The 23,358-nt window shown below is 72.0% G+C and carries 19 protein-coding genes; 9 read left to right on the top strand and 10 right to left on the bottom strand.

Annotated features, from left to right (window positions below; all coding sequences use genetic code 11):
- The 3 genes from ACFY2B_RS27745 to glgB form a co-directional block, all read left to right on the top strand.
- The coding region (locus ACFY2B_RS27745) for an alpha-glucosidase C-terminal domain-containing protein (protein ID WP_390765776.1) at nucleotides 1-258 on the top strand (258 nt) is incomplete at its 5' end.
- A gap of 146 nt (nucleotides 259-404) precedes the next feature.
- Nucleotides 405-1,844 carry a maltokinase gene (locus tag ACFY2B_RS27740; protein ID WP_390765775.1) on the top strand — a complete coding sequence of 480 codons (1,440 nt, stop codon included), beginning with the start codon at nucleotides 405-407 and terminating at the stop codon, nucleotides 1,842-1,844.
- Between the two features lie 151 nt (nucleotides 1,845-1,995).
- Nucleotides 1,996-4,242, top strand: a complete 2,247-nt coding sequence (gene glgB, locus ACFY2B_RS27735) for a 1,4-alpha-glucan branching enzyme (RefSeq protein WP_390765774.1) — start codon at nucleotides 1,996-1,998, stop codon at nucleotides 4,240-4,242.
- A gap of 44 nt (nucleotides 4,243-4,286) precedes the next feature.
- Here glgB and ACFY2B_RS27730 read toward each other — a convergent pair whose 3' ends face one another.
- From ACFY2B_RS27730 to ACFY2B_RS27700, 7 genes are all read right to left on the bottom strand, one after another.
- Nucleotides 4,287-5,120 (bottom strand): carbohydrate ABC transporter permease, encoded by an 834-nt coding sequence (locus ACFY2B_RS27730; RefSeq protein WP_390765773.1) that lies wholly within the window; start codon nucleotides 5,118-5,120, stop codon nucleotides 4,287-4,289.
- A 2-nt stretch (nucleotides 5,121-5,122) separates the two neighbouring features.
- The gene (locus ACFY2B_RS27725) at nucleotides 5,123-6,019 is read right to left on the bottom strand and encodes a carbohydrate ABC transporter permease (RefSeq protein ID WP_390765789.1); all 897 of its coding nucleotides are present in this window, start codon (nucleotides 6,017-6,019) and stop codon (nucleotides 5,123-5,125) included.
- A 98-nt stretch (nucleotides 6,020-6,117) separates the two neighbouring features.
- A complete protein-coding gene (locus tag ACFY2B_RS27720) occupies nucleotides 6,118-7,359 on the bottom strand; it encodes an ABC transporter substrate-binding protein (RefSeq protein ID WP_390765772.1) in 1,242 nt (413 codons plus the stop codon).
- A 306-nt stretch (nucleotides 7,360-7,665) separates the two neighbouring features.
- On the bottom strand, nucleotides 7,666-9,882 hold the full coding sequence (locus tag ACFY2B_RS27715; RefSeq protein WP_390765771.1) for a HelD family protein: 2,217 nt from the start codon (nucleotides 9,880-9,882) through the stop codon (nucleotides 7,666-7,668).
- Between the two features lie 190 nt (nucleotides 9,883-10,072).
- Nucleotides 10,073-10,405, bottom strand: coding sequence for a thioredoxin family protein (locus ACFY2B_RS27710; protein WP_390765770.1), 333 nt, complete (start codon nucleotides 10,403-10,405; stop codon nucleotides 10,073-10,075).
- Nucleotides 10,402-10,839 carry a MerR family transcriptional regulator gene (locus ACFY2B_RS27705; protein ID WP_390765769.1) on the bottom strand — a complete coding sequence of 146 codons (438 nt, stop codon included), beginning with the start codon at nucleotides 10,837-10,839 and terminating at the stop codon, nucleotides 10,402-10,404. The genes ACFY2B_RS27710 and ACFY2B_RS27705 overlap by 4 nt, the downstream gene beginning before the upstream one ends.
- A gap of 432 nt (nucleotides 10,840-11,271) precedes the next feature.
- Complete coding sequence (locus tag ACFY2B_RS27700; RefSeq protein ID WP_390765788.1) at nucleotides 11,272-12,699, bottom strand: cation:dicarboxylate symporter family transporter; 1,428 nt, start codon at nucleotides 12,697-12,699, stop codon at nucleotides 11,272-11,274.
- Between the two features lie 121 nt (nucleotides 12,700-12,820).
- Here ACFY2B_RS27700 and ACFY2B_RS27695 point away from each other — a divergent pair, with 121 nt between their 5' ends.
- Together ACFY2B_RS27695 and ACFY2B_RS27690 are read left to right on the top strand one after the other, a co-directional pair.
- The gene (locus ACFY2B_RS27695; RefSeq protein WP_390765768.1) at nucleotides 12,821-14,515 is read left to right on the top strand and encodes an ATP-binding protein; all 1,695 of its coding nucleotides are present in this window, start codon (nucleotides 12,821-12,823) and stop codon (nucleotides 14,513-14,515) included.
- Nucleotides 14,512-15,198, top strand: a complete 687-nt coding sequence (locus tag ACFY2B_RS27690) for a response regulator (RefSeq protein ID WP_390765767.1) — start codon at nucleotides 14,512-14,514, stop codon at nucleotides 15,196-15,198. The genes ACFY2B_RS27695 and ACFY2B_RS27690 overlap by 4 nt, the downstream gene beginning before the upstream one ends.
- On the opposite strand, the gene ACFY2B_RS27685 is transcribed toward ACFY2B_RS27690, so the two are convergent.
- Nucleotides 15,185-17,290: a tetratricopeptide repeat protein gene (locus tag ACFY2B_RS27685; RefSeq protein ID WP_390765766.1), complete on the bottom strand. Its 2,106-nt coding sequence runs from the start codon at nucleotides 17,288-17,290 to the stop codon at nucleotides 15,185-15,187. The two genes, ACFY2B_RS27690 and ACFY2B_RS27685, sit on opposite strands and share 14 nt — an antisense overlap.
- A gap of 48 nt (nucleotides 17,291-17,338) precedes the next feature.
- A complete protein-coding gene (locus tag ACFY2B_RS27680) occupies nucleotides 17,339-17,878 on the bottom strand; it encodes a hypothetical protein (RefSeq protein WP_390765765.1) in 540 nt (179 codons plus the stop codon).
- A gap of 33 nt (nucleotides 17,879-17,911) precedes the next feature.
- On the opposite strand from ACFY2B_RS27680, the gene ACFY2B_RS27675 reads away from it, so the two are divergent.
- The 4 genes from ACFY2B_RS27675 (at nucleotide 17,912) to ACFY2B_RS27660 (ending at nucleotide 22,090) form a co-directional block, all read left to right on the top strand.
- Nucleotides 17,912-18,784, top strand: a complete 873-nt coding sequence (locus ACFY2B_RS27675; protein WP_390765764.1) for a 5'-methylthioadenosine/S-adenosylhomocysteine nucleosidase — start codon at nucleotides 17,912-17,914, stop codon at nucleotides 18,782-18,784.
- Nucleotides 18,785-18,911: 127 nt separating this feature from the next.
- Nucleotides 18,912-20,285 carry an extracellular solute-binding protein gene (locus tag ACFY2B_RS27670; protein WP_390765787.1) on the top strand — a complete coding sequence of 458 codons (1,374 nt, stop codon included), beginning with the start codon at nucleotides 18,912-18,914 and terminating at the stop codon, nucleotides 20,283-20,285.
- A 16-nt stretch (nucleotides 20,286-20,301) separates the two neighbouring features.
- The gene (locus ACFY2B_RS27665) at nucleotides 20,302-21,246 is read left to right on the top strand and encodes a carbohydrate ABC transporter permease (protein WP_390765763.1); all 945 of its coding nucleotides are present in this window, start codon (nucleotides 20,302-20,304) and stop codon (nucleotides 21,244-21,246) included.
- A 4-nt stretch (nucleotides 21,247-21,250) separates the two neighbouring features.
- Nucleotides 21,251-22,090 (top strand): carbohydrate ABC transporter permease, encoded by an 840-nt coding sequence (locus ACFY2B_RS27660; protein WP_390765762.1) that lies wholly within the window; start codon nucleotides 21,251-21,253, stop codon nucleotides 22,088-22,090.
- A gap of 51 nt (nucleotides 22,091-22,141) precedes the next feature.
- On the opposite strand, the gene ACFY2B_RS27655 is transcribed toward ACFY2B_RS27660, so the two are convergent.
- Entirely contained in the window at nucleotides 22,142-23,167 is a 1,026-nt protein-coding gene (locus ACFY2B_RS27655) for an ATP-dependent 6-phosphofructokinase (protein WP_390765761.1), read from the bottom strand.
- Nucleotides 23,168-23,358 lie beyond the last annotated feature (191 nt).

The raw sequence follows: 23,358 nt of genomic DNA, 5'->3' as shown, positions 1-23,358 counted from the left end.
CTCCCCTCCACCAACCCCGCAGTCCTCGCCTTCCTCCGCGAACACGACGACGACCTCGTCCTGTGCGTCCACAACTTCTCCCGCTTCGCCCAGCCCACGGAACTGGATCTGCGCCGGTTCGGCGGACGGCACCCGGTCGAACTGTTCGGCGGAGTGCGCTTCCCGGCGATCGGCCGGCTGCCGTATCTGCTGACGCTCGCCGGTCACGGCTTCTACTGGTTCCGGCTGCGCGAGGACGGCCCGCCGGGAGCAGCGTGAACTGCCGTCGCGGCGCCGCGCACCGCCCCGGCACCGCGCCCCTCCGAGGCGGTTTCCGCCGCCTCGCCCGGGGCACGCATCAGTAACACCCCACCGGTTCTGGCACCCCCGAGGCGAACCACAGAATGGGGAAAGGACGTCACGTCATGGCGGAAACGGTCAGCCCGTCCGGCCCGACAAGTCCCGCTCACCTGCTCGCGTCCCTCGATCCCCTGCTGCGCGCGTGGCTGCCCGGACAGCGCTGGTTCGCGGGGAAGGGACGCCCGGTCACCGGGTTCTCGGCGGTGGCGGTCACCGAACTGCTGCCCCTCGCGGGGCTCTCGGCCCCGCCCGGCCAGGGCCGCGCCCCCACCGCCCGGCTCGGCCTGTACCACCTGCTGGTCCGCGCCCACCAGCCGCCCGCACCGGGCGCCGAACCGCATCCCGGCGACTGCTACCAGCTCCTCGTCGGCGCGCGCGAGGCGCTGCCGCCCCGGCTGGCGCCCGCGCTGATCGGCCACGTGGAGCGCGGCCCGCTCGCCGGGCACACGGTGTACGACGCCCTGTACGACCCCCGGCCCGCCGAGGTGCTGCTGGAGGCGCTGCGCACCCGGGCCCGGGTCGGCGGGCTGCGCTTCGAGCGGGATCCGGGCCAGGAGATACGCGACGGGCTGGCGGCCCGACTCCTGACCGTCGAGCAGTCCAACTCGTCGGTCGTCTACGGAGACACGTTCATCCTGAAGCTGCTGCGCCGGGTCGTGCCCGGTGTCAACCCCGATCTGGAGATACCGCTGGCCCTGGCCGGCGAGGGCTGTGCCCGGGTGCCCGCGCCGACCGCCTGGCTGCGGACGGAGCCCACGGGAGGAGCCGACGAGCCCTATGTCCTGGCCGTGCTCCAACCCTTCCTGCGGGGCGCCGCCGACGGCTGGGAACTGGCGCTGCGCGCGCGGACCAAGGGCGAGGGATTTGGGCCCCAGGCCCGGGCACTGGGCCGGGCCACCGCCGACGTGCACCTCGCCCTCGCGCACGCGCTGCCCACGGTCACCCTGGCGCGGAGCCGGCTGGAACCGCTGGTCGGCGGCATGATCCGGCGGCTCGCGGCGGCGGTCCACGCGGTGCCCGCCCTGCGTCCCCATGAATCCGGGCTGCGGTCCGCCTACACCGCGCTGGCCGATCTGGCCGCCGAGGGACGCACCTGGACCGCCCAGCGTGTGCACGGCGATCTGCACCTCGGGCAGTGTCTGCGCGCGCCGGACGGGCAGTGGTCGCTGATCGACTTCGAGGGCGAGCCCGCCCGGCCGCTGGCCGAGCGGCGCATGCCGCAGCCCGCGCTGCGGGACGTCGCGGGGATGCTGCGCTCCTTCGACTACGCGGCGCACTCGGCGGGCCCGCCGCAACCGGGCTGGGCCGCGGCCTGCCGGGCCGCGTACTGCACCGGGTACGCCGAGGTCGCCGGACACGACCCGCGGGCCGATCCGGTACTGCTGCGGGCGTACGAGACCGACAAGGCGGTCTACGAGGTCCTCTACGAGGCCCGCCACCGGCCCGACTGGCTGCCGGTGCCCCTGTCCGCGGTCCACCGCCTCGCCTCACCCGACCAGCCCTGACCCGCCCCGCGCCGAGGAGGCACCACCCGTGACCCCCCGCCCCCCGTCCAGCGCTCCGGGAACACCGCCCCCGCAAGACCGGCGGCCCACGGCCGAACGGCCCCCGCCGGTCCGGACGGCGACCGTCAGACCGGCGGCGAGGCACCCCGCCGTGGGCAGGGGTGCCCGGGGGCCGGGCGCCGTCGGCGCCGGGACCGCCGGGTCCCCCGCCGTCCGCGACAGCGACCGTGCGCGGCTGCTGAACGGGACCCATCACGATCCGCACTCCGTGCTCGGGGCGCACCCGGTGGCCGGTGGCGTGGCCGTGCGGGCCTTCAGGCCGTACGCCCGGTCGGTCACCGTCGTCGCCGACGGTCTGCGGGCCGACCTGCACGACGACGGCGGGGGTTTCTTCTCGCTCCTGCTGCCGCTGCGCGACGTTCCCGCGTACCGGCTGGAGGTGAGGTACGAGGACGCCGCCGTCCACCGGACCGAGGACGCCTACCGCTTCCTGCCCGTGCTCGGCGCCCTGGACCTGCATCTGATCCAGGAGGGCCGGCACGAGCAGCTGTGGCGGGCGCTGGGCGCCGAACCGATGACCCACCAGGGCGTGCGCGGCACCCGCTTCTCGGTGTGGGCGCCGAACGCACGAGGGGTGCGGGTCGCCGGCGGGTTCAATGTCTGGGACGGCACCGGGTACCCGATGCGCTCGCTCGGCTCCTCGGGCGTCTGGGAGCTGTTCGTGCCCGGCGTCGGCGCGGGCGAGCTGTACAAGTTCGAGATCACCCGCCCGGACGGCTCCCGGACGCTGCGCGCCGATCCGATGGCCCGGCGCACCGAGGTCCCGCCCGCCACCGCCTCGATCGTGGACGCGTCGCACCATGTGTGGGACGACGACGACTGGCTGGCGCACCGCGCGGACGTCCCGGTGCACGAGGCGCCGTTCTCCGTGTACGAGGTCCATCTGCCGTCCTGGCGACCGGGACTGACATACCGTCAGCTCGCTGACCAGCTGCCCGCGTACTGCAAGGACCTGGGCTTCACCCATGTGGAGCTGATGCCGGTCGCCGAGCATCCCTTCGGCGGCTCCTGGGGCTACCAGGTCACCGGCTGCTACGCGCCGACCGCCCGGCTCGGCACCCCGGACGACTTCAAGTACCTGGTGGACGCGTTGCACCGGGCGGGCATCGGGGTGCTCATGGACTGGGTGCCCGCCCACTTCCCGCGCGACGACTGGGCGCTGGCCGAGTTCGACGGCCGCCCGCTGTACGAGCCCGCGGATCCGCGGCGGGCCGCGCACCCCGACTGGGGCACCCTGGAGTTCGACTTCGGCCGCCGCGAGGTGCGCAACTTCCTGGTCGCCAACGCCGTCTACTGGTGCGAGGAGTTCCACATCGACGGCCTGCGGGTGGATGCCGTGGCCTCCATGCTCTACCTCGACTACTCGCGCGGGCCGGGCCAGTGGACGCCCAACGAGCACGGCGGCCGGGAGAACCTGGACGCGGTGGCGTTCCTCCAGGAGATGAACGCCACCGTCTACCGGCGCTGTCCCGGCGTGGTGACCGTCGCCGAGGAGTCGACCGCGTGGGACGGCGTCACCCGGCCCACCCACCACAGGGGGCCGAGCGGGTTCGGCGGCCTCGGGTTCGGGCTGAAGTGGAACATGGGCTGGATGCACGACTCCCTGGAGTACGTCCAGCACGAGCCGGTGCACCGCACGTACCACCACCATGAGATGACGTTCTCGATGGTGCACGCCTACAGCGAGAACTACGTCCTGCCCATCTCCCACGACGAGGTCGTGCACGGCAAGCGCTCACTGGTGTCGAAGATGCCGGGCGACTGGTGGCAGCGACGCGCGAACCACCGCGCCTACCTGGCCTTCATGTGGGCCCACCCCGGCAAGCAACTCCTCTTCATGGGCCAGGAGTTCGCCCAGGGCGCCGAATGGTCCGAGGCCCACGGCCCCGACTGGTGGCTGCTCGATCCGGCCTACGGCGCCGAACCCGACCACCGCGGCGTCCGCGACCTGGTCCGCGACCTCAACACCGGCTACCGCGCCACCCCCGCCCTGTGGCAGCGCGACACCGACCCGGCCGGCTTCCAGTGGATCATCGGCGACACCCCGGAGGGCGCCGCCGACAACGTCCTCGCGTTCCTCCGGCTCGACGCGGAAGGGGCGCCCCTGCTCGCGGTGTCCCACTTCTCCCCGGTGGTCCGCCACGGCTACCGGCTCGGCGTGCCCGACGGCGTCCCCGCCTGGCGGGAGATCCTCAACACGGACGCGGCCCGCTACGGCGGCAGCGGCGTCGGGCACCCGCGGCCGGTCGAACCGGAGCCGCAGGGCCGGCACGGGCGCCCCGCGAGCATCCGGCTGACCCTGCCCCCGCTGGCCACGGTGTGGCTGCGGCCTGCCTGACGCGTTGCGGTGCTCCGTCCCGGCGCCCGGCCGGGACGGGTCGTTCAGTCGATCCCGGTGCGTTCCACCCCCGCCGTGATCCACCGCTGGAAGCAGAGGAAGACCAGCAGCAGCGGCAGGACCGAAACGGCCGCGGCGACGAACAGTTCGTGCAGCCGGACGGTCTGGGCGGTGGTGAAGGACGACAGGGCGACCTGCACGGTCCAGGCGCTCTGGTCCTGCCCGATCACCAGCGGCCACAGGAAGGAGTTCCACGCGCCGATGAAGACGATGGTTCCGACGGCGGCGAAGACCGGAGTCGCGTTGGGGACGACGATGCGCCAGTACGTACGCCAGTGGCCGAGCCCGTCGACGTGTGCCGCGTCCTCCAGGTCCCGCGGGAATCCCAGGAAGTACTGCCGGAAAATGAAGCAGGCGAATGCCGAGAAGAGCGTCGGGACGATCAGCCCCCGATAGGTCGAGATCCAGCCCAGCGAGGAGACCAGGACGAAGCTGGGCACGAACGTGACGGCGGCCGGGACCATCAGCGTGGCGAGAATGGCGTAGAAGACCTTGTTCGCGTGCCGGTAGGGAATGCGGGCGAGACCGTACCCGGCGAGCGAGCCGAGCAGCAGGGTGCCGAGGGTGGTGGTGATCGCGATCACGGCGGAGTTGAGCAGCGCGTGAGCGAAGGTCACGGAGGGATCGTCGAAGAGTTCCGTCACGTTCGACCACCGCAGGTGCGCGGGGAAGAAGGTCCACTCGGGCGAGGTGATGTCCCGCTCGCTCGACAGTCCGTTGCGTACGAGGAGGTAGAAGGGGATGAGGAAGAGGAGGGCCAGGGCGCACAGCAGCGCGAACCGCAGGGCCCGGCCGGCTCGTACCAGGGCGTCGTCCATGGTCAGTCCTCCCTCGTGCCGAGCCGGAACCAGCGGGACTGTCCCACGGTCACCACGGCGATGATCAGCGTGAGGATCACCGCTCCCGCGCTGCCCACCCCGAGGTTCTGCCCTTGTCCGAGGGCGGCGTAGTAGAGGTACACCAGGGGCGGGCGGGCGTAGGGCGGGTAGCCGCGGGCGTTCGACAGGAGGTTGTAGAACTCGTCGAATGCCTGGAAGGAGTTGATGACCAGGAGCAGTCCCACCGCGACCGAGGTGGCGCGCAGTTGCGGCAGGGTGATGTGCCGCAGTACCTGCCAGCCGGGCCGTGCCCCGTCCACGGCGGCCGCCTCGTACAGCAGGGGGTCGATACGCTGGAGGGCGGCCAGGAAAAGGATCATGTAGAAGCCGACCTGGAGCCACAGCCGTACCGTCACGATCACCAGCCAGTACCAGGGCGGGTCCGGGGTCGACAGCCAGGCGACCTGACCGGCGCCGAACCAGCCGAGCACGGTGTTGGCCAGCCCGAACCGCACCCCGTTGAACAAGGACATCTTCCAGATCAGCGCCGCGACGACATAGGAGCAGGCGGTCGGCAGGAAGAACACCGAGCGGAAGAACGCCCGCGCCACGCGCACGCGGTTGACCATCAGGGCCAGCGCCAGGGACAGGGCGAACGTCGTGGGCACGATGAAGGCGGTGAACACCAGGAAGGTGCGCAGGCTGCTGGTGAAGGCGTCGTCGGACAGCACCGCCGCATAATTGTCGAGACCCACGAAATGGGTGGGTGTGACCGTGTTGTGGGCATCGAAGAGGCTGAGGCCCGCACTCCACAGCAACGGCACGTACGTGAACAGCCCGAGCCCCAGCGCGAACGGTCCGACGAAGACCCAGAACCACAGCGTGTGGGAGCCGGCCAGGGAACGGCGGGCCGGCCGGCCGGCGGGAAGCGTGTCAGCCCGGGTCGCTTTCCGCGGTCCGCCGGCCCCTGGCGCGGCGGCCCCCTTGAGCTCCGCCGTCACGACTTCTTCTGCACGCGCGCGAGTTCGGCCGACACCTTCCGCACGAGCGCCCTCAGTTCGCTGTCCGGGTCGGCACCGCCCTGGATGATACGGGTCAGCGCGTCCTGGTAAGCGGTGTTGGCGGTCGGGGTCCACAGCAGCGGCTGGGCGAAACCGTGCTCGGTGGTGAAGGCGACCGCGTCGGCCGCCGCTCCCGTCTTCAGCTTGGTGGCCTTCTTCGCGAGAGACATACGCGCCGGGATGTGGAATCCGTACGAGAGCGCGAAGTCCTCCTGATCGTCGAGCTGGTCCACCCACAGCCACCGCACGAATTCCTTCGCGGCCTCCCGGTGCCTGCTGCGGGCGCTGACCGCGCTGCCGTACGCGCCGACCGGGACGGCCGGACTGCCCGAGCCGTCCTTCGGGAACGGCAGAACCCCGAAGTCGTCGCCGAGTTCCTTCTGCACCTGGGGCAGGGCCCACAGCCCGGACCACTGCATGGCGGTCAGCCCCTGAAGGAACGCGGACGGGTCGGACCAGTCGGCGGGGGCGCCCAGGAGCAGCGATTTGTCGGCGTACAGCTGGTGGATCCTGGTCAGGACGCGGGCCGCGGCGGGGTCGTCGAAGCCGATCTCACCGTCCTCGGTGATCAGCTGGAGTCCGGCCGCGTACAGGGGAGTCCCGCCCAGAACGCCCGCGCCGCCGTCGTTGCCCAGGAAAAGCCCCTTGGTCTTCGGCGTGGTCAGCTTCCGGGCGGCGTCGACGAGCGCGTCCACCGTGGTCGGCGGCTCCACACCGGCGTCCTTCAACAGGCTCTTGCGGTAGTAGAGCAGCTGCATGTCGATGGTCTGCGGGATGCCCCAGATCCGTCCGTCGTACGTCTTGGGCTTGAGGACGGCGGGGTTGAAGTCGTCCTTGACGCCGTCGAGCAGGTCGGTCAGGTCCACGACCTGACCGCCCTGGATCTGATCGAGCGTGGGGCTGCCCTCGAAGACGTCCGGGCCGGAGTCGGTGAGCAGGGCGGCGGCGGTCTGCTGGTCGTAGTTACCGGGCCGCCACTGGACGGCGACCTGGGCCTTCTTGTACGCGGCGGCGTACCGCTCGACCGCCTGCTGGGTACCCGCCTCTCCGTACTGGTGGTACCACTGCGACAGCTGGGTTCCCGAACCACTCTGGCTGCGCCCGGTGTTCGACCCGCAGGCGGTGAGCAGACCTACGCCCGCCCCCGCCGCCAGCAGGCCCCTGCGGCTGATACTCACGTTCTTTCCCTCACATTCCACGTCCGGGCACCGACGATTGTCCTTGACATTCATGGCCAGGATGTTGCGGCCGTATGTAGTGGACGGCGGGTGGAATTACCTACGTCCGGGCCGCTCGTGCCAGGTTGTTTCACTCGTGCGGGAGCCTTGCCGGACACCCGGGGCGTACCGGACACCCGGGACGTACGGGAGTTCGAAGACCGTCAGGGGGCGGGAACGCAGAACGGCCGTGGCGCCGCCCCCGGCGGGAGAGGCGCCACGGCCGGTTCCTTCACCAGCGAATATCGGATGGCCGATCAGAAAAGCTCACTGCTCTGCATGAGCGGCCAGCCCGCGCGGCAGCGCCCCCGAATACAGCACCCCCAGCCGCTGGGTGGCCCGGGTCAGGGCGACGTACAGGTCGCTGGTGCCGTACCGGGCCGGCTCCACCACCAGTACCGAGTCGAACTCCAGGCCCTTGGCCTGACGCGGGTCCAGCAGGACGACCGTCCGGGTCAGGTCGGGTTCGGCCGTGGCCGTGACCCCGTCGAGCCGGGCGGCGAGCGCCCGGTGCAGGTCGCGGGGGGCGATCACCGCGAGCCGGCCCTCGGCGGGGGTGAGTTCGGCGACCGCCTTCCCGACGGCGCCCGGCAGGTCGTCGGGCACCTGCCGTACCCACGGCCGTACCCCGGTCGAGCGGACCGAGCGGGGCGGTTCGAAGCCGGGGTGCTCGGCGCGGACCACGGCCGCGGCCAGGTCCATGATCTCGGCCGGGGTGCGGTAGTTGACGCCGAGGCGGGTGTGCGTCCAGCGGTCCTCGACGTACGGCGCGAGGATGCCGGACCAGGAGCCCACGCCCGCCGCCTCCGCCGTCTGGACCGGGTCGCCGACCAGGGTCATCGAGCGGGTCGGGCTGCGCCGCATCAGCAGCCGCCAGGCCATCGGCGACAGTTCCTGCGCCTCGTCGACGATGATGTGCCCGAACGCCCAGGTCCGGTCGGCCGCGGCCCGCTCCGCGGCGCTGCGGTGGTCGGCCTCCTCCTGCCGTTCGGCGAACCGCTCGGCGTCGATGATGTCGTGCGCGGACAGCACCTCGGAGCCCTCCGGATCGCCGTCCTCCTTGTCGTCGAACTCGAAGGTGCGGGAGGCGTAGGAGACGTCGAGGACGCCCTGCGCGTAGGCGACCTGTTCCTCCCGCTCCTGCTCGGCCCGCGCCCGCAGCTCGCGGTCGTCCTCGCCGAGCAGTTCGGCCATCTCGTCGAGCAGCGGTACGTCCGCCACGGTCCACGCCCGGGTCACCGGACGGCGGATCGCGGCGGCGTCCTCGTCGCCCAGGTACCCCTCGGGACGGGCGAGGAAGTCCGCGAGCAGCCGCCGCGGGGTCAGCCGCGGCCACAACCGGTCGATGGCCGCCCAGACCTCGGGGTTCTCGTCGAGTTCGTCACGGATCTGGGTGATGTCGGCGGCGTCGAGCAGGTTCGTGCCGTCGAACGGGTCCGTGCCGACGCGTTCGGCGACCATGTCGGTGAGCGTGTTGAGGATGTGGCCCTCGAAGTGCTCGCGGGCCACGTTGTGCGGCAGCCCGGCGGCCCGGGTGCGTTCGCGGGCGACGTTCACCAGGCCGTCGTCGAGCATCAGGATCTCCCGGTCGTGCTCGATCGCGATCACCGGGTCGGGCAGCGCCTGCCGGTCGCGCACGACGCCGGCGAGGACGTCGGCCATGTCGGCCCGGCCCTTCACCGCGGCCGCCCGAGGGGTGTCCTGGGCGGTCGCCCGCACCCCGGGGAACAACTCGCCGACCGTGGCGAGCAGCACCCCGGTCTCACCGAGGGAGGGCAGCACCTCGCCGATGTAGCCGAGGAAGGCCGGGTTCGGGCCGACGATCAGGACCGCCCGCCGGGCCAGCAGTTCCCGGTACTCGTACAGCAGATAGGCCGCCCGGTGCAGCGCGACCGCGGTCTTGCCGGTGCCGGGGCCGCCCTCGACCACCAGCACCCCGCGGTGGGGCGCCCGGATGATCTCGTCCTGCTCGGCCTGGATGGTCTGCACGATGTCGCTCATCCGGCCGGTGCGCGCGGAGTTGAGCGCGGCCAGCAGCACGGCGTCCCCGGTCGGGTCCTCGTGGCCGGTGCGGGTGGCGTCGCCGAGGTCGAGGATCTCGTCGTGCAGGGAGGTGACCCGGCGGCCGTCGGTGGTGATGTGCCGGCGCCGGCGGAGGCCCATCGGGGTGTGGCCGGTGGCCAGGTAGAAGGGGCGGGCGACATCGGCGCGCCAGTCGATGAGGAGCGGCGTGCGCTCGGCGTCGTCGGTGCGCAGCCCGATGCGGCCGATGTGGTGGCTGGTGCCCGAGGTCAGGTCGATACGGCCGAAGCAGAGCGAGCCGTCCACGGCGTTCAGCGCGGCGAGCAGCCCGGACCGCTCGGCGACCAGGATGTCCCGCTCCAGGCGGGCCTGCATGGGCTTGTCGCCCTGCGCGAGGGCGTCCGAGACGGAGGTCTCGGTGTCGCCGCGCAGCGCGTCCACGCGCGCGTACAGACCGTCCATGAATTCCTGCTCGCGACGCAATTCATCGTCGGGAAATTCGCTGTTTGACAATTCCGCTCCCGCCCGGATATACTGTGCTCACTGAACTTCTCCGCGACCCTTTCCATCGAAGTCGCGAACCACTCAATATACCCAAAGAAATCCCCCGAGCGCAATTGCTCGGGGGATTTCTTTCGGCCGGCCGCGCGGTCTACAGCACGTCGGACAGCTCCTCACGGAGCCTGCGCCCAGAGCGCGCCCCGACCATCGACCGCACCGGCTCACCCGCCCGGAACACCAGGAACGTCGGCATCGCCTGCACCTGGTGGGCGAGGGTGGTCGCCGGATTCGCGTCCACATTCAGCTGCACTACCTTCAGCTGACCGCTCGTCTCGGCAGCGAGCGCGGCGAGCACCGGCGCCATCTGCCGGCACGGCGGACACCAGTCGGCGGTGAACTCCACCAGTACCGGCAGTTCGGATTCGAGCACCTCCGCCGTGAAATCCGCGTCCGTCACCTCGGCCACGCCGGCCGCCTTGGTCATCGTCCCCATCGTCGGTGCACTCCCAGTTCGCACTCGGGTTCCGGACCCCCCGGAACCTGCGCCTCGGCGGCCAGCGCGTCCCTGGACCGCTCCGCCCGCAGCAGCTGCCCGGCGACCTGCTCCCGCACCGCCCGCAGCCGGCCGATGAGCGCGTCCAGCTCGTCCAGCTTGCTCCGGTACACGGCGAGCGAGGCGGGGCACGAGTCGCCCGCCGGGTGCCCGGCCCGCAGGCACTCCACGAACGGCCGGGTCTCCTCCAGGCCGAACCCGAAGTCCTGCAACGTCCGGATCTGCCGGAGCAGCCGGAGGTCCCGCTCGTCGTAGGTGCGGTGCCCGTTGCCGTCGCGGCGCGCGGGCAGCAGCCCCCGTGCCTCGTAGTACCGCAGCGTCCGCGTGGTGGTGTCGGCCCGTGCGGCCAGCTCGCCGATGCGCATGTCCTCGACGGTAGGTCTTGACGCCGGGGTCAAGGCAACGGGCCGGAGGGACAGGAGAACAGGAGGATCGGGCGGCGACAGAGGAGGGGTGGGGCCCGGCGGCGGGAGACAGCGGGACCGGGCGGCCGGAACGGGGGAGATCCGGCCGCCCGGAGGCGGTGGCCGGACGCCCGGCCCGGGTTCAGGCCGGGCCGGACGTCCGGAGCGGAGGGCACGGGCAGGGGCGCCGGTGCGGTGGGGAGCCGGGCGCGGGCGGTGTGCGGAGGACCGGGCGTAGGCCCCGCGGGCCGGGCGCGGGCGGTGTGCGGAGGACCGGGCGTAGGCCCCGCGGGCCGGGCGCGGGCCCCGCGGCAGAAGGCCCGGCACAGCCCCGTACGGAAGACCGGGCGCGGCCTGCGTGCAGAAGGCCCGGCGCCCGGCCCGCCGCGGCTGTCACGCCTTCGCCAGCTCCTTCTCGCTCCCGCCGTTGCCCGGCTGTTCCGGGAGCCCGGCGGACGCCGCCTGCTCGGCCTCGTCCAGCAGGGTCTTCTCGTCGAACGGCAGCTCACCGGCGAGGACCCGGCGGACGCGGTCCTGGTCGATCTCCTTGGTCCAGGTGCCGATCAGGACCGTGGCGATGGCGTTGCCCGCGAAGTTGGTCAGGGCGCGGGCCTCGCTCATGAACCGGTCGATGCCGACGATCAGGCCGACGCCGTCGACCAGCGCGGGCTTGTGCGACTGGAGACCGCCGGCCAGCGTGGCGAGACCGGCGCCGCTGACGCCCGCGGCGCCCTTGGAGGCGAGCAGCAGGAACAGCAGCAGCGGGATCTGCTCGCCGACCGACATCGGTGTGCCCAGGGCGTCCGCGATGTACAGCGAGGCCATGGTCATGTAGATCATCGTGCCGTCGAGGTTGAAGGAGTAGCCGGTCGGGACGGTGATGCCGACCACCGGCTTGCTGACGCCCAGGTGCTCCATCTTCGCGATGAGCCGCGGCAGCGCGGACTCGGAGGAGGAGGTGGACAGGATCAGCAGGAACTCCCGGGCCAGGTACTTCAGCAGCAGGAAGACGTTCAGCCCGGTGACGATCCGCAGCAGCGCGCCGAGCACGACGAAGACGAACAGGATGCAGGTGACGTAGAAGCCGAGCATCAGCACCGCGAGACTCTTCAGCGCCTCCACGCCGGACGAGCCGACCACCGCGGCGATGGCGCCGAAGGCACCGATGGGCGCCGCCCACATCACCATGGCGAGGATGCGGAAGACGAGCCGCTGGATGTGCTCGATGCCGCGCAGCACCGGCTGGCCGAGCGGGCCCATCGCCTGCAACGCGAACCCGGTGAGCAGCGCGATCAGCAGCGTCTGGAGCACCTGGCCCTGGGTGAAGGCGGAGACGAACGTGGTCGGAATGATCGACAGCACGAAGTCCACCGGCGGCAGCGCGTCGCTGGACACCTGGTCGTGCCCGGTCGCCTTGATCGCTTCGGTCAGGTGCAGCCCGTCGCCCGGGTGCAGCACGTTGCCGACGACGAGGCCGATGGCGAGCGCGACCAGCGACATCACGAGGAAGTAGCCGATCGCGAAACCGCCGACCGCGCCGACCTTGGCGGCCTTGCGGACCGAGCCGATGCCCAGCACGATCGTGCAGAAGATGACCGGCGAGATCATCATCTTGATCAGGTTCACGAAGCCCGTGCCGAGCGGCTTCAGCTCGACCCCGAAGTCGGGCCAGATGAGCCCCACGGCGATGCCGAGCGCCACCGCGACGATCACGGCGATGTACAGATAATGGGTGCGGTCCCGCTTCACGGCGGGTGCGGCAGGTGCCGTTTCGGGTGCGCTGGCGGCCACGGCTGCCCTCCTTGACGTCTTCGTCGGCATCACCGGCGTGCGGCTCACGTCCGGGGGATACGGGGAATGCCGTGACTATCTCCCGGTCTGTGAGGCCGGTCACCCTTGCGTTCATTTAGTTCGCGCCCGGCCTGAGAGGCACACTGACGCCATGCGTGTCCCCGCTCTGCCCCGCCCCCGCAGCCTGGCCGGCCAGCTGTTCGCCATGCAGGCCGTGCTGATCGCGGTCGTGGTCGCCGGGTACGCGCTGTTCACCTACCTCAGCGACCGGGGCCAGGCCGAGGACGCGGCGGGCCGGCAGGCCACGGCGGTGGCCCGCTCGGTGGCGGACGCGCCCTCGGTGCGGGAGGCGATCGGCACGGCGGATCCCACGGCCCGGCTCCAGCCGTACGCGCTCCAGGTCCAGCGGGACACCGGGGTCGACTTCGTGACGATCATGAATCCGGAGGGCATCCGCTGGACCCACCCGGACACCTCGCAGATCGGCAGGAAGTTCCTCGGGCACATCGGCCCCGCCCTGGAGGGCCACTCCTTCACCGAGACGTACACGGGCACGCTCGGCCCGTCCGTGCGGGCCGTCACGCCCGTCCGGGACGGCAGCCGGGTCGTCGGCCTGGTGAGCGCCGGCATCCGGGTCGAGGCGATCAGCCAGCGGGTGCGGGACCAGCTCACGGCCATGGCCGGCGTGGCGGGCTGCGCCCTGGTGCTCGGCGGCGTGGGCACGTACGTGATCAACGCCCGGTTGCGCCGGCACACCCACGGCATGAACGCGACCGAGCTGAGCCGTATGCACGACTACCACCAGGCCGCGCTGCACGCGGTGCGCGAGGGGCTGCTGATGCTGGACGGACAGTTCCGGGTGGCCCTCATCAACGACGGCGGGCGGGAGTTGCTGGGCGTCGGCCCCGAGGAGGGGGTGGTGGGCAGGTCGGTGGCCGGTCTCGGGCTGCCCGCACCACTCACCGGGGCGCTGCTCGCCTCGGAGCCACGCGTCGACGAGGTGCATCTGACGGCGGACCGGGTGCTGGTCGTGAACACCTCGCCGGTGTCCTCGGGCGAGCACCGCGGCACCGTCGTCACCCTCCGGGACGTCACCGAACTCCAGTCACTCATGGGTGAGCTGGACTCCGAGCGGGGCTTCACGCAGGCGCTGCGCTCGCAGGCGCACGAGGCGGCGAACCGGCTGCACACGGTGGTCTCCCTGATCGAGCTGGGCCGCGCCGACGAGGCGGTGGAGTTCGCGACCGCCGAGCTGGAGCTGGCCCAGGCGCTCACCGACCAGGTGGTGGCCGCGGTCGGCGAGCCGGTGCTCGCGGCCCTGCTGCTGGGCAAGACGGCGCAGGCCAACGAGCGGGGCGTGGAGCTGGTGGTGGCGCCGGAGAGCCGGCTGGACGACGGCCTGCTCCCGGCGCGGCTGCCGGCCCGCGACCTGGTGACGATCCTCGGCAATCTGATCGACAACGCGGTGGACGCGGCCCAGGGCAGCGTGGGGGCCCGGGTGACGGTCACGGCGTACACGGAGAGCGCCCGGACCGGGGACGGTGCCGAACTGGTGCTGCGGGTCTCGGACTCGGGCAGCGGGGTGGATCCCGACCACGCCGAGCTGGTATTCCAGCGGGGATTCAGCACCAAGCCGGCCGGGCCGCAGGGCCGCGGACTCGGACTGGCCCTGGTGCGACAGGCGGTCACCCGGCAGGAGGGCACGTTGACGGTGACGGAGAGCGCCGAGGACGGTGAGGGCGGTGCGGTGTTCGAGGTGCGGCTGCAGCTCGGTACGGCGACGACGGCGACGGCGGCGACGGGCGGGAACCCCCCGGTGAGCACCCCGGAGAGAGGGCACGCATGACGGCGCACCAGCCCATCCGGGTCCTCGTCGTGGAGGACGACCCGGTCGCCGCGGACGCGCATGTGCTGTACGTGGGCCGGGTGCCGGGGTTCAGCGCCGTGGGCAAGGCGCACACCGGAGCGGAGGCCCGGCGGGTGCTGGAGCGCACCCCGGTGGATCTGCTGCTGCTCGATCTGCACCTGCCGGACGTGCACGGCCTCCAGTTCGCCCGTTCGCTGCGCGCGGCCGGACACCACGCCGACGTGATAGCGGTGACCTCGGCCCGGGACCTGACCATGGTGCGCGAGGGGGTGTCGCTGGGGGTCGTGCAGTACGTGCTGAAGCCGTTCACCTTCGCGACCCTGCGCGACCGGCTGCTGCGCTACGCCGAGTTCCACGCCGCCGCGGGCGAGGCCAGCGGGCAGGAGGAGGTGGACCGGGCGCTGGCGGTGCTGCGGGCGCCGGGCCCGGCCGCGCTGCCGAAGGGGCTGAGCGCGCCCACCCTTCAGCGGGTGACGGCGGCCCTGCGGGAGCACGCCGACGGTCTGACCGCGACCGGCGTCGCCGAGGCGGTGGGCATCTCCCGCATCACCGCCCGCCGCTACCTGGAGCACCTCGTCGACACCGGCCGGGCCGCCCGCAGCCCGCAGTACGGCACGGTGGGCCGCCCGGAGTTGCAGTACCGGTGGGTCACGGGGCAGTGAGGCGGGCCGCCCGGCGGGCGAGGGCGGCGTGCCCGGTGGAGCCCGCCCGCTCGTAGTCCTCGGCGGCGCGCAGCCACTGCGCCCGCGCCCGCACCGCATCACCCGCGGTCTCGTGGACGAGGGCGAGGGCGTAGCGGGTCTGGCCCGCTTCGTGCCAGTCCTGGAACCTCTCGCAGATCTCCAGGCCGCTCAGGCAGGCGGCGACGGCCTCCGCGGTCCTGCCCGCCGCGTTGAGCGCGACGGCGTAGTTGTGCCAGGCCCGGCCCTCACGTGGGCAGTCGCCCATCTCCTGGTAGAGGTCCAGCGCGCGGCGGAGCGCGTCGAGGGCCTCCGGTATCCGGGTGGCCTTGCGGAACGCCAGCGCAAGGTTGTTCCAGGCACCGGCCTCGCTGTAGCGGTCGCCCGCCTGTCGCAGCAGCCCGAGAGCGCGCTGGAAGGCGCCCACGGCCTCGTCCGGCCGACCGGTGGCTTCGAGAACGGCGGCCAGGTTGGAGACGGCCATGCCCTCGCCGCCCGCGTGCCGCAGCTCGTGGTACAGGGCGACGGCCCGCTGAGCCGCCTGGAACGCCTCCCGCAGCCGGCCGCTCCCCCGCAGCATGACACCCAGCTGGTTCCAGGCGTCCGCCTCCCGACGCCGGTCCCCCGCGCGGTGCGCGGCGGCCCGGGCAGCCCTGAACACCGTTGCTCCGTCGTCGAAGTACCGCCTGAACTGGAGGTACGTGCTGAGCGCGGCGGCCAGCTCCGCGGCTTCGGCGGCGAGGTGCGGTACGGCGACCCACCCGGTCGCGGCCACCAGGCCGGTGCGTTCCTCGTCCAGCCAGGCAAGTGCCTCGTCGCGGTCCCGGAAGGGCGCGGTCGCCGGTTCCCCGGCCCCGTACCGCACGTGCGAGTCCGCCGCCCGGGCCCGCCGGAGGTAGAAAGCCAGCACCCTCGCCCGGCCGTCGGCGCGTTCCCCGGCGGTGGCTTCCCCCGACGCGTACTCCCGGACGAGGTCGTGCAGCCGCAGGCGTCCGCGCCGACTGCCCCTCTCCACCAGGTGGGCGCGTTCCAGGGCGGACAGCAGACCCGGTGTGCCGGAAGCGGTACCGAGGGCAGCGGTGATGGCGTCGTGGTCCGACTCCTTGCCCGGCATGAGGGCGAGCAGCCGCAGCAGCCGCGCCTGGGCCGCGGGCAACCGCCGGTAGGAGAGATCGAACGCGGCCCGCACGCTGTGCTCCCCGTCGTCCAGCAGATCGATCCGGCTGCGGCAGCCGGCCAGTTCGGCGGCGAGTTCGTGGACGGGGCGCCCCGGATCCCCGGACAGCAGGGCCGCGGCGATCTGGAGGGCGAGCGGCAGGTGGCCGCAGAGGTCCGCGAGCCGGGCGGCCGACGCGGGGTCCTCGACGATGCGGGCGTCGTCGGGGTCGGCCGCGTGCAGGGCGCGTTCGAGGAGGTCGTGGGAGGCCCGCGGCGACAGCTCGGCCACGGCGAGGAGGCGGGCGCCGAGCGCGGGGAGCCGGTGCCGGGAGGTGGTGAGCACGCGGTGTCCCGGGCCGCCCGGCAGGAGGGGACGGATCTGCTCGGCGGTGGAGGCGTTGTCGGCGAACAGGAGGAGGGGTCCGCGGTCGCGGGCGAGGCCGGCGAGGAGGCTGCGGAACAGCGCGCCCCGGTCCTCGGTCCGGCCCGGGAGGTGCGCGGGCGGCACCCCGAGTGCCCGCAGCAGGAATTGCAGGGCCAGGTCCGCCGTGGTCGGCGTGTGGTCGTAGCCGTGCAGGTCGACGAAGAGCGTGCCCCCGGGAAACCAGCCCAGCCCGCACGCCTGGTGTGCCGCCCGCAACGCCAGCGCGGTCTTGCCGATGCCACCGAGACCGGACAGGACGGTGACGGGCCCGGGAGCCGGGTCGTCGGCTGCGGCCCGGGGCGAGGGGTCGAGGGCCGTCAGCAGGGCACGCAGTTCGGGCTCACGGCCGGTGAAGCCGGGCGGGCAGGCGGGCAGGGAGTCGAGTGCGGTGGGGACGCCTCCGTGGTGGTGCAGCGTCTCCACCTTGCCGATGACCGGACCGTGGAAGTCCGAACGGCCAAGGTCGATGTGGTCCCCGTACGCGCCGCGCATCGTGCCCCCGTTCCTCACAGGTCAGCGGACCACACCGTACGCCGTGCGTCACCCGGATCCGAGGTATCCCGCGTAGGACAGGACCTGCACGCCGAGTCCGAGCACCGCCATGGCCTCCACGACCGACATCGCGAGCAGACCGCCGCCGGTGGCTCCGGCGGCCCAGTAGACCGTGAGCCCGGCGAGCGGTACGAGGCAGAAGGCGAGCAGGTCGATGACGCACTGGAGGGCCTTGCGGGTGCGGCGGCGGGCGTCGGTGCGGTGGGCCGACTCCCAGGCGAACGCCTCGTCGGTGTCCGCGAGCCGGGCGAGCCTGGGGCCGAGGTCCTCGCGGACGTAGGCGCCGATCGCGGAGATCTTCTGGTCGTTGACCAGGTAGGTCCAGCCGAGGACCACGCACACCGGGGGCAGGGCGAGCAGCATGGCGGGCTGTCCGGCCTGGGCCGCCGCGGCGACGACGGCGGCCACCACGGTGAGGGTGACGTACAGCAGGTTGTCGCGGAAGCCGATCCGGGTCTTCTGCTCGTCCTTGACGGTCTGGTACTCGGTGAGCAGCAACTGGCCCACGGTGACGTCTCGTTCCGGCACCCGCACCCCTTCCCCCGGCAGTACCTTGACAGTGTGCCGCAGACACCGCCCACCGCTCTCGTCCTGACCGCGCTCGCGCTGGAGTACACGGCGGTGCGCGCCCATGTGGCCGGGCGCCGGGAACGGGTCCATGCCAACGGTACCCGGGTCGAGGTGGGGCAGCTGCCCGGAAGTTCCTGGCAGGTGGCCGTCGCCGAGCTGGGCGAGGGCGCCAGGACCGCCGCCGCGCTCACCGCCCCGCTCATCGACTGGCTGCGCCCTCGTGCCGTCCTCTTCGTCGGCGTCGCGGGCACCCTGAAGGACGACATCGCCCTCGGTGACGTGGTGGTGGGCACCAAGGTGTACGCGGTCCACGGCGGCAAGCGGACACCCGAGGGCCTGCTGGTCCGGCCGGAGTCCTGGTTCGGCTCCAACGCGCTGGTGCAGGCGGCCCGTTCGGCGGTGCGGGACCTGCCGGACGTCCGCGCGCACTTCAAGCCGATCGCCACCGGTGACGTGGTCCTCGCGGACGCCGCGTCCGATCTCACCCGGCGGCTGCGCGAGCACTACAACGACGCGGCGGCGATCGAGACGGAGGGAGCGGGGGCGGCCCACGCGGCCCATCTGAGCGGGCAGGTCGACGCGTTGGTGATCCGCGGCATCAGCGACCGGGCCGACGGGGACAAGCAGCGGGCCGACGCCGCGGGTTCCCAGGAGCGGGCGGCCGGGCAGGCGGCGGCCGTCGCGGTGGCGGTGCTGCGCAGGCACGCGCCGGACGACGACGCCGGTGGCACCGCCGACCCCTCGGGCGACTTCGGGGGACCCTGCGGCGGCGACCACATCGACTTCCGGGGCGGGACCTTCCACGGGCCCGTCATCGGCAAGACGGTCGGCCCCGGCCACCGGGACGAGCGGCACCGCCGCTGACCGCGTGGCGCACGGCGCCGTGACGATCTCGGTGAGCAATCCGCCGCACATGCATTGACCTGACTAGACCATTCCTCCTACCTTCACGGAACCACCAGGCCACAACGCCGTGCGCCCGTAGGAGGTCCTGCCCGTGCGCCCCACCGCTGCCCTCACCGCCCTCCTCTCCGCCGCCCTCGCCGCCACCGCGCTCACCGCGTGCGGCGGCGGATCCGGCAGCAGCCCGGACACCGTGAAGATCAGCTTCAAGCAGTCGACGGACAACTCCGTCAAGGTGATGGACACCTATCTCACCGGCATCAAGAAGCAGTTCGAGAAGCAGTACCCGGGCAAGAAGGTCGAGTTCGTGCCGATCAAGGCCGCGGACTCGGAGTACTACACCAAGCTCCAGCAGATGCTCCGCTCCCCCAAGACCGCGCCCGACCTGGTCTACGAGGACACCTTCCTCATCAACTCCGACATCACCAGCGGGTACTTGAAACCCCTGGACCCCTACCTCGCCAAGTGGCCGGGCTGGAACCAGTTCATCGACACCGCCAAGTCCGCGGCCAAGGGCGAGGACGGCAAGACGTACGGCGTCTCGGACGGCACCGACACCCGGGGACTCTGGTACGACAAGCAGGTGTTCGCGAAGGCCGGGCTCCCGGCCGACTGGCAGCCGAAGACCTGGGACGACGTGCTGGACGCCGCCCGTGCCGTCAAGGCGAAGGTGCCGGGCGTCATCCCGCTCAACGTGTACACGGGCAAGCCCGTCGGCGAGGCCGCCACGATGCAGGGCTTCGAGATGCTGCTGTACGGCACCGGCGACGGCGCCACGGATCCGCTGTACGACACCGCGTCCAAGAAGTGGATCACCGCGGGGCAGGGCTTCAAGGACGCGCTGTCGTTCGTCGAGACCGTCTACAAGGAGAAGCTCGGTCCGGACGTGCCCGACGCCCTCGACCCCAACATCATGACCCGGGTCCGCGGTGAACTCCTCCCCGAGGGCAAGCTCGGCATCGCCCTCGACGGCTCATGGCTCCCGCAGGACTGGCTGCCGGGCAGCGGCCACGAGTGGCCCGACTGGTCGAAGCGGCTCGGGCTCGCCGCCATGCCCACCCAACACGGCCAGGCTCCCGGCAAGGTGAGCATGTCCGGCGGCTGGACCTGGGCGATCCCCGCCAGGGCGGGCAACCCCGACCTCGCCTTCGACTTCGTCAAGGTGATGCAGACGAAGGCGAACGCGCAGAAGTGGTACATCGCCAACTCCGGCATCGCCGTGCGCAAGGACGTGGCGGGCGACCCCGCGTACACGTCGGCGCAGCCCGGCATCAAGTTCTTCACCGACCTCGTCCCCAGCACGCACTACCGGCCCGCCTATCCGGCGTACCCGAAGGTCTCCACCGCCGTCCAGGAGGCGATGGAGAGCGTGACGACGGGTGACGCGTCGGTCGACGAGGCGGCGAGCGCGTACGACGACGCGCTGAAGGCCGCGACCGACAACCAGGTCACCGAGAAGTGACCGGCGGCAGGCGGCCATGACCACCGCACCGCACCCGGGCCGGGCACCCGCCGCCCCGGGCCCCGCGCCCGCCGCGCCCGCGGCACGGTCCCGTCCGCGTGGGCTGCTGCGCCCGCTCGGCCGGGCGCTGCCCGTGGCCCCCGCCCTGGTGGTCCTGCTGCTGTTCCTGGCGGGCCCCATCGGCTACTGCGTCTACATCGCCTTCACCGACCTCCAGCTGACCGGCCAGGCGCACGCGTCGTTCGTCGGGTTCGCCAACTTCCGCCAGGCGTTCAAGGACGAGCAGTTCCTGAACGCCGTATGGCTGACGCTGGTGTTCACCGTGCTGTCGTCGCTGGTCGGCCAGAACACCCTGGGTCTCGCGCTGGCCGCGCTGATGCGGCGGGCCTCGAAGCCGGTGCGCACCCTGACCGGGGGTGTGGTGGTCACCGCCTGGGTGCTGCCGGAGGTCGTGGCGGGCTTCCTGCTGTACGCGTTCTTCCGCCGCGAGGGCACCTTGAACGCCGTCCTCGACTGGCTGCACCTGCCGTCCCAGAACTGGCTGTACACGCTGCCCATCCTGGCCGTGTCGTTCGCGAACGTGTGGCGGGGCACGGCCTTCTCGATGCTGGTCTACTCGGCGGCGCTCGGTGAGATCCCGAAGGAGATCACGGAGGCGGCGGAGGTGGACGGCGCGGGCGGCTGGCGCCGCATGTGGCACATCACGCTCCCGTTGATCCGTCGTTCCATCGGCACCAACCTGATGCTCAACACCCTCCAGACGCTGTCGGTGTTCGGGCTGATCTGGGTGATGACGCGGGGCGGTCCGGGCGACCGGAGCCAGACCCTGCCCCTGTTCATGTACGAACAGGCTTTCCAGAACAGCATGATCGGCTACGGCACCGCAGTGGCCCTGCTGCTGCTCCTGGTCGGTTCCCTGTTCTCCGTGGTCTATCTGCGCCTGCTGCGGACGGAGGTCTGACGCCGTGCCCCGTCCCCTCGCCGCCCGCCGTACCCGTCACCGGCTGGCCGCCGACGCCGGTCTGCTGGTCGTGGCCGCCGCGTTCGCGCTGCCGCTCCTGTGGGTGGTGCTGTCCGCCCTGGATCCGCACGCCGACCTCAGGGTGAAGGCCCCCGACGGGCTCACCCTGGACAACTTCGACGCCGTCCTGAACGCGGACGTCACCTTCACGCCGCTGCTCAACAGCCTGATCCTGTGCGGCGGCGCGACGCTGCTGACGGTGGTGTGCGCTGCGCTGGCGGCCTATCCGCTGTCCCGGTTCCGTTCCCGTCTGAACCGTCCGTTCCTGCTGACGATCCTGTTCGCCACGAGCCTGCCCATCACCGCGATCATGGTCCCGGTCTACGCGCTGTTCGTCCAGGTGAACCTGATCGACACGATGCAGGGCACCATCCTGTTCTTCGCGGCCTCCCAGCTCCCGTTCGCCATCTGGCTGATGAAGAACTTCATGGACGGTGTGCCGAAGGAGCTGGAGGAGGCGGCGTGGACGGACGGCGCGTCCTCGCTCCAGTCGCTCGTGCGGATCGTGCTGCCGCTGATGGGGCCGGGGGTCGCCGTCGTCACCGTGTTCTCGTTCGTGGCGATGTGGGGCAACTTCTTCGTCCCGTTCATGCTGCTGCTCACCCCGGACCAGTTGCCCGCCTCGGTCAGCATCAACGAGTTCTTCGGCAACCGGGGCATGGTGGCGTACGGGCAGCTGGCTGCGTTCTCGGTGGTCTACTCGACGCCGGTGATCCTGCTGTACGTGCTGGTCGCGAGGCGGCTGGGAGGAGGGTTCGCGCTGGGCGGCGCGGTCAAGGGCTGAGCCCGCCGGCCGCCGGGCCGGCCCGCCCCGCGAGGGACGGGCCACGCCCGTCTAGAAGACCGACTCCGCCTCGTCCATCCGGTCCTTGGGCACCGTCTTCAGCTCGGTGACCGCCTCGGCGAGCGGCGCCATCACGATGTCGGTGCCGCGCAGCGCGGTCATCCGCCCGAACCGGCCCTGGTGCGCGGCCTCCACCGCGTGCCAGCCGAAGCGGGTGGCGAGCACCCGGTCGTACGCGGTCGGTGTGCCGCCGCGCTGGACGTGCCCGAGGATGACCGGCTTGGCCTCCTTGCCGAGCCGCCGCTCCAGCTCGTACGCCAGGGCCGTGCCGATGCCCTGGAAGCGCTCGTGGCCGTACTGGTCGATCGCGCCCTTGCCGTAGTCCATGGAGCCCTCGACGGGGTGCGCGCCCTCGGCGACGCAGATGACCGCGAACTTCTTCCCGCGGTCGAACCGTTCCTCGACCATCGCGACCAGGTCGCCCGGGTCGAACGGCCGCTCGGGCAGGCAGATGCCGTGGGCGCCGCCGGCCATGCCGGACTCCAGGGCGATCCAGCCCGCGTGCCGGCCCATGACCTCGACGACCATCACCCGCTGGTGGGACTCGGCGGTGGTCTTGAGGCGGTCCATCGCCTCGGTGGCGACACCGACGGCGGTGTCGAAGCCGAAGGTGCGGTCGGTGGCGGAGATGTCGTTGTCGATCGTCTTCGGGACGCCCACGACCGGCAGGCCGGCGTCGGAGAGCATCCGGGCCGCCGTCAGGGTGCCCTCGCCGCCGATCGGGATCAGCGCGTCGATCCCGAACTCGCCGACCATGTCGGTGGCCCGCTCGCACGCCTCGCGCAGCCGGTCCCGCTCCAGCCGTGAGGAGCCGAGGATGGTGCCGCCGCGGGACAGGATGCCGCTGACCGCGTCCAGGTCGAGGGTGCGGTAGTGGCCGTCGAGCAGCCCGCGGTAACCGTCCTCGAAGCCGATCACCTCGTCGCCGTAGTGCGTGACCGCCCGGTGCACGACCGACCGGATCACGGCGTTCAGGCCGGGGCAGTCGCCGCCTGCGGTGAGAACTCCGATGCGCATCCTGCTGTGTCTCCTGCTCGCTGTTGACGCCGGTGAGCAAGTCCGATTGTTTCATGTTCCGCAAGGGGGCAGGGCGGTGGCCCTGACCAGGGCATTATCCGTGGGCGAGAGTATTGTCAAGAAGGTGCCGTCCACCCAGGTGGGCGGTTTTCTGTACACCGGTCCCACCGGGAGAATCGGCAGATCCGTAC

The sequence above is a fragment of the Streptomyces sp. NPDC001270 genome (assembly GCF_042896695.1).
Taxonomy (GTDB): domain Bacteria; phylum Actinomycetota; class Actinomycetes; order Streptomycetales; family Streptomycetaceae; genus Streptomyces.
The sequence above is the reverse complement of the archived record's forward strand: the minus strand, read 5'-3'. Positions and strand labels throughout refer to the sequence as shown.

Excerpts from the sequence above, each read along its gene's own strand:
- ACFY2B_RS27705 (WP_390765769.1), bottom strand. The coding sequence starts at position 10,839 with ATGCGCATCGGCGAGCTGGCCGCACGGGCCGACACCACCACGCGGACG.
- ACFY2B_RS27715 (WP_390765771.1), bottom strand. The coding sequence starts at position 9,882 with ATGGACGGTCTGTACGCGCGCGTGGACGCGCTGCGCGGCGACACCGAG.
- ACFY2B_RS27710 (WP_390765770.1), bottom strand. The coding sequence starts at position 10,405 with ATGACCAAGGCGGCCGGCGTGGCCGAGGTGACGGACGCGGATTTCACG.
- ACFY2B_RS27695 (WP_390765768.1), top strand. The coding sequence starts at position 12,821 with ATGCGTGTCCCCGCTCTGCCCCGCCCCCGCAGCCTGGCCGGCCAGCTG.
- ACFY2B_RS27665 (WP_390765763.1), top strand. The coding sequence starts at position 20,302 with ATGACCACCGCACCGCACCCGGGCCGGGCACCCGCCGCCCCGGGCCCC.
- ACFY2B_RS27730 (WP_390765773.1), bottom strand. The coding sequence starts at position 5,120 with ATGGACGACGCCCTGGTACGAGCCGGCCGGGCCCTGCGGTTCGCGCTG.
- ACFY2B_RS27690 (WP_390765767.1), top strand. The coding sequence starts at position 14,512 with ATGACGGCGCACCAGCCCATCCGGGTCCTCGTCGTGGAGGACGACCCG.
- ACFY2B_RS27685 (WP_390765766.1), bottom strand. The coding sequence starts at position 17,290 with ATGCGCGGCGCGTACGGGGACCACATCGACCTTGGCCGTTCGGACTTC.
- ACFY2B_RS27655 (WP_390765761.1), bottom strand. The coding sequence starts at position 23,167 with ATGCGCATCGGAGTTCTCACCGCAGGCGGCGACTGCCCCGGCCTGAAC.
- ACFY2B_RS27740 (WP_390765775.1), top strand. The coding sequence starts at position 405 with ATGGCGGAAACGGTCAGCCCGTCCGGCCCGACAAGTCCCGCTCACCTG.
- ACFY2B_RS27700 (WP_390765788.1), bottom strand. The coding sequence starts at position 12,699 with ATGCCGACGAAGACGTCAAGGAGGGCAGCCGTGGCCGCCAGCGCACCC.